Source organism: Nonomuraea terrae (assembly GCF_004348995.1).
GTDB lineage: Bacteria > Actinomycetota > Actinomycetes > Streptosporangiales > Streptosporangiaceae > Nonomuraea > Nonomuraea terrae.
This window is the reverse complement of sequence record NZ_SMKQ01000309.1, coordinates 1-7,271: the sequence shown is the minus strand read 5'-3', so window position 1 is coordinate 7,271 and position 7,271 is coordinate 1. Positions and strand designations below refer to the sequence as shown.

The 7,271-nt window shown below is 68.9% G+C and carries 6 protein-coding genes; 2 read left to right on the top strand and 4 right to left on the bottom strand.

Going from position 1 to position 7,271, the window contains the following annotated elements; translation table 11 throughout:
- Nucleotides 1-338: 338 nt before the first annotated feature.
- Nucleotides 339-1,550, bottom strand: coding sequence for a hypothetical protein (locus tag E1286_RS48615; protein WP_165970206.1), 1,212 nt, complete (start codon nucleotides 1,548-1,550; stop codon nucleotides 339-341).
- 33 nt (nucleotides 1,551-1,583) lie between these two features.
- Nucleotides 1,584-1,835 carry a hypothetical protein gene (locus E1286_RS50985; protein ID WP_165970205.1) on the bottom strand — a complete coding sequence of 84 codons (252 nt, stop codon included), beginning with the start codon at nucleotides 1,833-1,835 and terminating at the stop codon, nucleotides 1,584-1,586.
- A gap of 12 nt (nucleotides 1,836-1,847) precedes the next feature.
- On the opposite strand from E1286_RS50985, the gene E1286_RS48605 reads away from it, so the two are divergent.
- Nucleotides 1,848-2,867, top strand: coding sequence for a hypothetical protein (locus E1286_RS48605; protein ID WP_165970204.1), 1,020 nt, complete (start codon nucleotides 1,848-1,850; stop codon nucleotides 2,865-2,867).
- A gap of 64 nt (nucleotides 2,868-2,931) precedes the next feature.
- Here E1286_RS48605 and E1286_RS44570 read toward each other — a convergent pair whose 3' ends face one another.
- A complete protein-coding gene (locus E1286_RS44570; protein WP_132623056.1) occupies nucleotides 2,932-3,858 on the bottom strand; it encodes an MBL fold metallo-hydrolase in 927 nt (308 codons plus the stop codon).
- A 108-nt stretch (nucleotides 3,859-3,966) separates the two neighbouring features.
- On the opposite strand from E1286_RS44570, the gene E1286_RS44565 reads away from it, so the two are divergent.
- Nucleotides 3,967-4,380 (top strand): single-stranded DNA-binding protein, encoded by a 414-nt coding sequence (locus E1286_RS44565; RefSeq protein WP_132623054.1) that lies wholly within the window; start codon nucleotides 3,967-3,969, stop codon nucleotides 4,378-4,380.
- Between the two features lie 1,676 nt (nucleotides 4,381-6,056).
- Here E1286_RS44565 and E1286_RS44560 read toward each other — a convergent pair.
- The coding region (locus E1286_RS44560) for a DUF1015 family protein (RefSeq protein WP_132623052.1) at nucleotides 6,057-7,271 on the bottom strand (1,215 nt) is incomplete at its 5' end.

Genomic DNA, 7,271 nt, shown 5'->3' with positions numbered 1-7,271 from the left:
CTGCGCCGATGGTACTGCACTCGGGAGGGTGTGGGAGAGTAGGTCACCGCCGGACAATTTTTTGAGGGGGGTCTCGATGCCTGCGGGTGTCGGGGCTCCTCTCTTTTTGTGTTTGCTGAGGGTTCCACGCTGATGCGTGGGGCCCTTTCTGCGTTTCCGGAGTTTGTTTTTGGGGTTCATCGGGTCCATTGTGCTTCGGTTTCCGGTGGGGCCGTGACCCCTCTGCATTCGGGTGCACCTGTCTGTCCTTGTGTCCGTTCGGGGGAATGCCGGCCCTTTGGCGCTCAGCTCTCGGGTGATCTCGGTTATAGGACGTCATTGATGCGTGGGCTGAGCGTTCAGAGAAGCATTTTGATGGCCGCTGTGGCGAACCCTGGCCGGGGTTGAGGCGGGGTCTGGCTCAGCTGGAGTTCGGACTTTTTCGTGAGAGGTCTGGCGTGCGCGAGTTCGGCGTTGTAGACGATAGATCGCGTTATCGGAATTGCGATTTGCTGTGAACAGCTGGGATCGGCGAGCCGGGCGTCGGATTGGGTTTGTGGTGGGCGTTCGATAAACGAGGGGTTGTGTTGGCTCGGGGACGTTCTGTGGCTTGCTAGGCTGGACAGAGCGGGCCACCCCCACGGGTGGCCTTCGTCGCGTAAGGCCCGTGGCGCGGGCGGCGACCAGCCACGGTGGACGGTTTGTTGTGAGTCCGCTGGGTGAGCCAACGAAATGGACCAGAAGTGAACAGAGATAACGGATCGGACGGCGGACAGCACGGGCGCGGCGACGACGGGGACAGGCGCTCCGGCGGCAGGAGCGGAGGGTACGGCTCTCGCGGACGAGACTCCGGCAGCGACCGTCCGTTCCGTTCCGACGACAGGTCGCGTCCCTACAACCGCGGTGGCGGTTCTGACAGCGGTGCGCGGCGAGAAGACCATCGAGATGACCGCGGCAGCAGCCGCGATGGCGCCGAGCGCCGGCCGTTTCGTGACCGCGACGATCGCGGACCGCGCGGCGAAGGCGGATCCGGAGACCGGCGCGAGGGTGGCTACGGCCAGCGTCGCGAGGGCGGATACGGCGGTGACCGCGGCCCTCGGCGTGAGGGTGATGACCGCGGGGCCCGTGGCGCCGGCGAGCGCCGTACCTATCGAGACCGTGACGACCACGGACCGCGCCGCGAGGGTGGCTACGGCGACCGTCGCGAGGGTGGGGGTTATCAGGGTGACCGTGGTCCGCGCCGTGAGGGTGGGGGCTATCAGGGTGACCGTGGTCCGCGCCGTGAGGGTGGCTACGGCGACCGTCGCGAGGGTGGCTTCCGCGAAGACCGCGGACCCCGTCGTGAAGGCGGCGGTTTCCGGGATGACCGTGGGCCCCGCAGTGAGGACGGGTTCCGAGCGGATCGCGGACCGAGGCGTGAAGGGTCCCGGGATGACCGTGGGCCGCGCCGTGAGGGCGGCTTCGGGGGCGACCGGGGCCCGCGCCGTGAAGGTGGTTTCCGGGATGACCGTGGGCCCCGTCGTGAAGGGGGCTACGACAGGCCGCGCCGCGAGGGTGGTTACGGCGGTCATCGTGAGGGCGGGTACCAGGGTTCCCGGCCGTTCTCACGTGAAGGTCGTGAGGAGCGCCCCGACTCCGGCACCCGTGCGCGTTACGGCAGGCCCGACCGCGATGAGGCCGAGGCCCCGCAGCGGGAGAGGCTGCCCGAGGTCGCGCCCGACATCACGGCGGAGGAGCTGGACAAGGAGGTCCTGGAGGAGCTGCGTTCGCTCCCGGGTGACCTCGCCGACCTGGTCGGGCGGCATCTCGTCGCCGCTGAGCGGGCTCTGGAGGACGACGACCCCGAGCGGGCGCACGAGCACACGAAGGTGGCGCGCAGGTTCGCGGCGCGCATCGGTGTCGTACGCGAGGCCGCGGGCATCGTCGCCTACCGTGCCGGCCACTACTCCGAGGCGCTGAGCGATCTGCGGGCGGCCAGGAGGATGACGGGCTCCGACTCGTATCTGCCCGTCATGGCGGACTGCGAGCGCGGTCTGGGCCGGCCGGAGCGGGCCATCGATCTCGTACGTTCGCCGGAGGCCGAACGGCTCGACCGCGACGGCCGCATCGAGATGACCATCGTCGAGTCCGGCGCCCGTCGTGACCTCGGTCAGTTCGACGCCGCGGTGATCACGCTGCAGCGCCTGCCTGAGCTGCGTGACCCGCAGCCCAAGCCCTGGTCGGCGCGGCTGGCGTTCGCGTACGCGGATGCGCTGGCCGACGCCGGGCACCAGGAGGCGGCCGCCGACTGGTTCGAGCGGGCGATGACGTTCGACGAGGACGGCGAGACTGACGCGGCCGAGCGGTACGCCGAGCTGACCGGATCCGTCATCGAGGACATCGAGGAAGACCTCGACGACGAGGACGAATCGGTCAGTGTGGCGGAGCCCGGGGAGGTTGCCGAGGCTGACGAGGAGCTCCTCGACGAGGCCGGCGAGCTTCTGGACGAGGACTCGGCCGACGACGTCGACGAGGAGCCGGTCGCTACCGGCGATCCGTCGTCGGAGGCGGATGAGACCGGCTCCGCCGACGTCCTGGAGGACGAATCCCAGGAGGACCTCTCTGAGGAGGACCTCTCCGACGAGGAGGACTCCGACCAGGACCTCTCCGACGACGAGGACCTCTCCGACGAGGACGACTCCGACGAGGACGACTCCGACGAGGACGACTCCGACGAGGACGACTCCGAGGTGGCTGAGGACACCGTTGGTGGCGCCGAGGACGCTGGTAAGCCGGCGGAGCAGGCGGGGACGCCGGGTATCACGCCGGCGTTCATCGAGCCGAACTTCGGTGACGTACTGGACGTGCCGGACGAAACGGCCCAGAAGCGGCCGAAGAGCGAGGACTGACGTACCGACTAGCCCGCCGTGCCTTCGTGGTACGGCGGGTTAGTCGCGTCCGGGGCTGATGAGGTCAGGGCGAGACGCGGTCGAGCCAGTGGAGGATGCCCGCGACGTTGGAGGGCGCCCCGCTCAGCAGCTCGAACTGCTCGGCCGTGCCCTCGTCGGTCGTCAGCGCGGCGTAACGCTCCTTGGTGCGGTCTCTGACCATGGCGACGGCGTGGTCGAGGTCCATGCCCTCGGATTTGGCCTGCCGTGTGAGGTCCACCCAGACGCGGAGCTCTTCCGCGGATCGTTCAAGGGTCTCCTGAACGGCGCCGACCGGCCCATAGTGGCTGAACAGCAACCGCTGCGGCTGCAGCGCCTTGAACAGTGCGATCGAACCGAGTGCGATGTCGAGGTCGAAGTCCGGCGGAGGGGTCGCGGGGCGTAGGTCGCCCGTTTCGGGCAGGTAGACGCCGGCCGCGTCGCCGACGTACAGGTCGCCGGTGGCGGAGTCGATCAGGCCTACGTGGTGTTTGGCGTGGCCTGGGGAGTAGTGGCTGCCCAGGGTGCGGCCGTTGCCGAGGTCGATGGCGCCGGTGTCGCCGAGGGCGACGATGCGTTCGGCTTCGGTGGGGGACAGCTCGCCGAAGAGCGTGTCGAGCCGGTCGCCCCACACCATGCGTGCGCTGGCCATCAATCGAGACGGCTCGGCGAGGTGGCGGGCACCCTTCTCGTGGACGACGATCTGGGCCGACGGGAAGAACCTGGCGATGTCCCCCACTCCGCCGGCGTGGTCGAGATGGATGTGCGTCACCACGACCGTGGCCAGGTCCTCCGGGCCGACGCCGAGGGAGGCGATGGCGTCGCGGACGACAGGGGCCGAGGTCGAGGTGCCCGTCTCCACCAGGCACGGCCGGTCGCCGAGAATCAGGTAACCCGCTGTGATGCCGGTGTATCCCGCCATCTTGGTGTCGATTTCGTAGACGTCGCCGCCCAGCGCGGTGATGTTCTCCACAGGCACTCCCGAACGTCCAGCCGTTATCCCCAGAACGGTGTTCGGCCGATCCGGGCTTGTCCTCATCGTAGAGAGTGATCTCCACCAGAGCACGATAGGAGGACGACCGTGGACAGAAACGAGGTCTTGCTGGTGGGGAGGCTGTCGGCGGCGGTCGAGGAGCACCCGTTGCCGAGCGGCGACACCGTGACGAAGTGGCGCATCATCGTGCGCCGTCGGCGTCATCGGCGCGGGGCGGCGCTGACCGACAGCATTCCGTGCGTCACGTTCAGCCCGGAGGTCGCGGCAGTGGTGCGCGACCTCAAGCCGCGCGACCATGTCGAGGTGACCGGAGCGTTCCGCTGCCGCGTCTTCGGCCCGCCGGCCGCCAAGATCTGGCGGTACGAGGTGGAGGTCAGCGCCGTGCGGCCTCACGAGGCGGAAACGGCTGAGCCCGACGATCCCACGGACAAGCCGGGCGGAGGTGAAGTGGCTGCCGTCCTGATACCCCGGCAGGTGGCGTACCTGGCGGCTACCGCCTGAGACTTCACCGGGTTCGCGCTCGTCGTGCGCCCGTGCGGGCCGGCCAGGCCCGTACGGGCACATGTGACGCGACCCCGGGGGCCATCTCCTGCCGGGCGATGAAGCGGTGACCGCACGTGTGTCACCCGGTCTGTTCGGGGGCCGTCCCGTTGGTCACTGCGCTCGCCGTAGCGGCACCGCACCGGCTGTCGGCCTTTACTCGGCGTCAGCGCTTCAACCCTGCCTTATCACCGATCCCGACTGTTTCAGCTGACGGTTCTGATGCGCTGCGCGGCCACTCTCAGGTGTCACAAGGCTCGCCGCGGCCATGACGTCTTCGATCTTGAATTGCACGCGTGCCGAAGCTTCGCGCGATGGCCGTCCTCATCTCACCCGAGCGCGGGTGCATGTCTTGACTACAGCGCTCCTGATGTGTGGTGCACGCCGCCTGTCGACACGCCAGTTTGCGACCAGTTGAACTCGTACGTCACTTCTGGGGTGTGATCACCATGTAGCACACGTTCTGGTACGCCCCAAGGGCCTGTACGCAGCGGCTGATTGACCACGGATGAAGTGAGCCTGACAGCAACCTTCCCGCAGGGGCGGGAGCTGCTGACGTACGCGTGGTCCGATGCGTGTCCTGTCGGTGCAGGGCCGATAGGCGGGCTGTTGTCGGGCCGACAGGTACGGCGTCTGTCAAAGAGTCAGCCTGCGGCCGGGATCTCGTGCGTCGTTTCCGTGGACGTGATCACCTTGCCGGGTGCAAGGCTGTCACGCATCCCGGAGGCCTGTACGCATCGGGGGCTCACCACAGATGAGGAAGGCTTGCCTTCTCCTCAGCGGGAGCTGATGGCGTGCCCGCGGTTGGTGCGCGCCATGGGCGCCGGACGATGGGCGGCAGTTGTCGGTGGGCGGGTAGGGCGTCTGTCCATGCGACTGGCCGCCGCCGGTCGGGCTCGTACGTCGCTTCTGTGGATGTGATCAACATGCAAGACCCACGACTCTGACACCCAGGGCATGCACGCGGCTGCGGCTCAGCACAGGCCAAGCCGGCCCGTCGGCAACGTACCCTGCAACCTGCGGTAGGTGGTGCGTACTCGTGTTCAACGCGTGGCGCGTCGGTGTCGACGGCCGGCAGGTACGGCTCCTGTCAATGCGCCTGGCTGCTGCCAGGAGGGCTCGTACGCGCTGATGCGTGTGATCACCATGTGTACGCAGGTCTCTGTTACATCCCAGGGGCCCGCATGCACCGGTTCACGCCAGGACAAGCGAGCTTGCTGGCGGCATTCCCCTCGGCAGCGGGAGCCTGCTCGTGGTCGATGCGTGGTACGTCGACGTTGATGAGCGGGGGCGTTGTCGGTCGGCAGGTTCGGCGCCTCCCGTCGGGGGTTGTGAGGAGCGGCGGCGGGGGCCGTGATGGTCCGGCCGCCGGCCGTCCGTCTCTGGGTCGCTTCGTGTGTGCGGGGAACGGTCGCACGGGCCAGGCCGTCTCCGCGCAATGCACGGTTCCGTCAGTCGAGTCGGCGCGACCTCTCTCCACCCGGGAGGCCGGACGCTGCTCTGACGCACGGTGCCAAGTAGCCGCAGCCTCGTGCTACGGCAAGCCAGACGGGCGCCGTCGCAGCCCCGGCCGGCGTGTCAGGCACGGTCTTCGTCATGCCTCACACGGCGGTTCTGCTGTGGGGCCGCGGCGGTGGTCAGTCGATGGCGAAGGTGCGGAGGACGAGGCCGGTTCGTGGTTTGGGGCCGAAGGAGGTGGACTTGCGGGGGACTCGTTCGCCGCCGGCTGCGACCGCCAGGACGTCCTCGACCGCGAGCGGTTTGAGGATGACGGCGGTGCCGCCCGTGTGGCGGGCCAGGCGCACTGCCGCTTCGGTGTCGTGGTGGACGATGCGTACGGCGTGCTCGTCGTCGCGCATGCCCCAGACCACGGGGAGCACGAATTCGCTGAGGATGGAGGTGTTGAGCGAGTTCCAGCGGTCGGAATGGTCGGCCGGCATGGCGCGGGCGAGCTGTACGGGGTCGGGGTCGGTGAGCAGGTGCGCACCGTCCGCTCCGGCGAGCAGGAACGCGGGCTCCTGGGCTCTTTCCAGGGCGGCCAGGCCCAAGGCGAGCTCCGAGTAGTCCTGGACGCGCCAGGCTCCCTTGGCTCTGGCGACCGCCTCTTCGAGGGGGAGGCCCGGGATGACCCTATGGATGGCCTTGAGGTCGGGCGGGTACGCGGCGGAGTCCACGAGCAAGGCCAGCCCGAAGTCCCAGGGGCCCAGCGGGACGTCGTCTGAGGGCGTAAGGCGTGGCTGGTCGGCAGGCGGTCGTGAGCGGGTGGCGCGTTCCTGACGCTGGAGGACGCGGTACGTCGCGTATCTGTGGTGGCCGTCGGCGATCAGGGCCTGGCGGTCGTGGAGATCGGCGTTGATCGCGGCGATCTCGGCCGGGTCGGTGATCGCCCAGAGACGGTGGGTGAGGCCGTCTTCGGTGTGGGCCGAGACGAGAGGGGTGCGCGTTGATGCCACCTCGTTGACCAGCCGGGTGGCCGTGCCGTCGCCGCCCTCGTAGAGGAGGAAGATGGGTTCGAGGTTGGCCTGGGTGGTGCTCATGAGGGCGAGCCGGTCCGCGATGGGGCCGGGAACGACGTCCTCGTGGGGCAGGACGATGTGCTCGCCCGGGTCCACGAGGCCGACGTCGCCGATCAGGCCGCGTTGCAGGACGCCGGGGCCGCTCTGCTCGTACACGTAGAGTGCAGGCTCGGGGTCGGGCGCGAGGACGCCGGTGCCCAGCCACGCCCTCAGGGTGTCGCGTGCCTCGGTGTAGCGGCTCTGCAGCGGCACCTCGCCGGTCGATGACGACGGGGCAGGGCGGAACGCCGCTGTCGGGCTGGGAGCGGGTCGGGATGCGGGCGTTGCGTCAGGGGC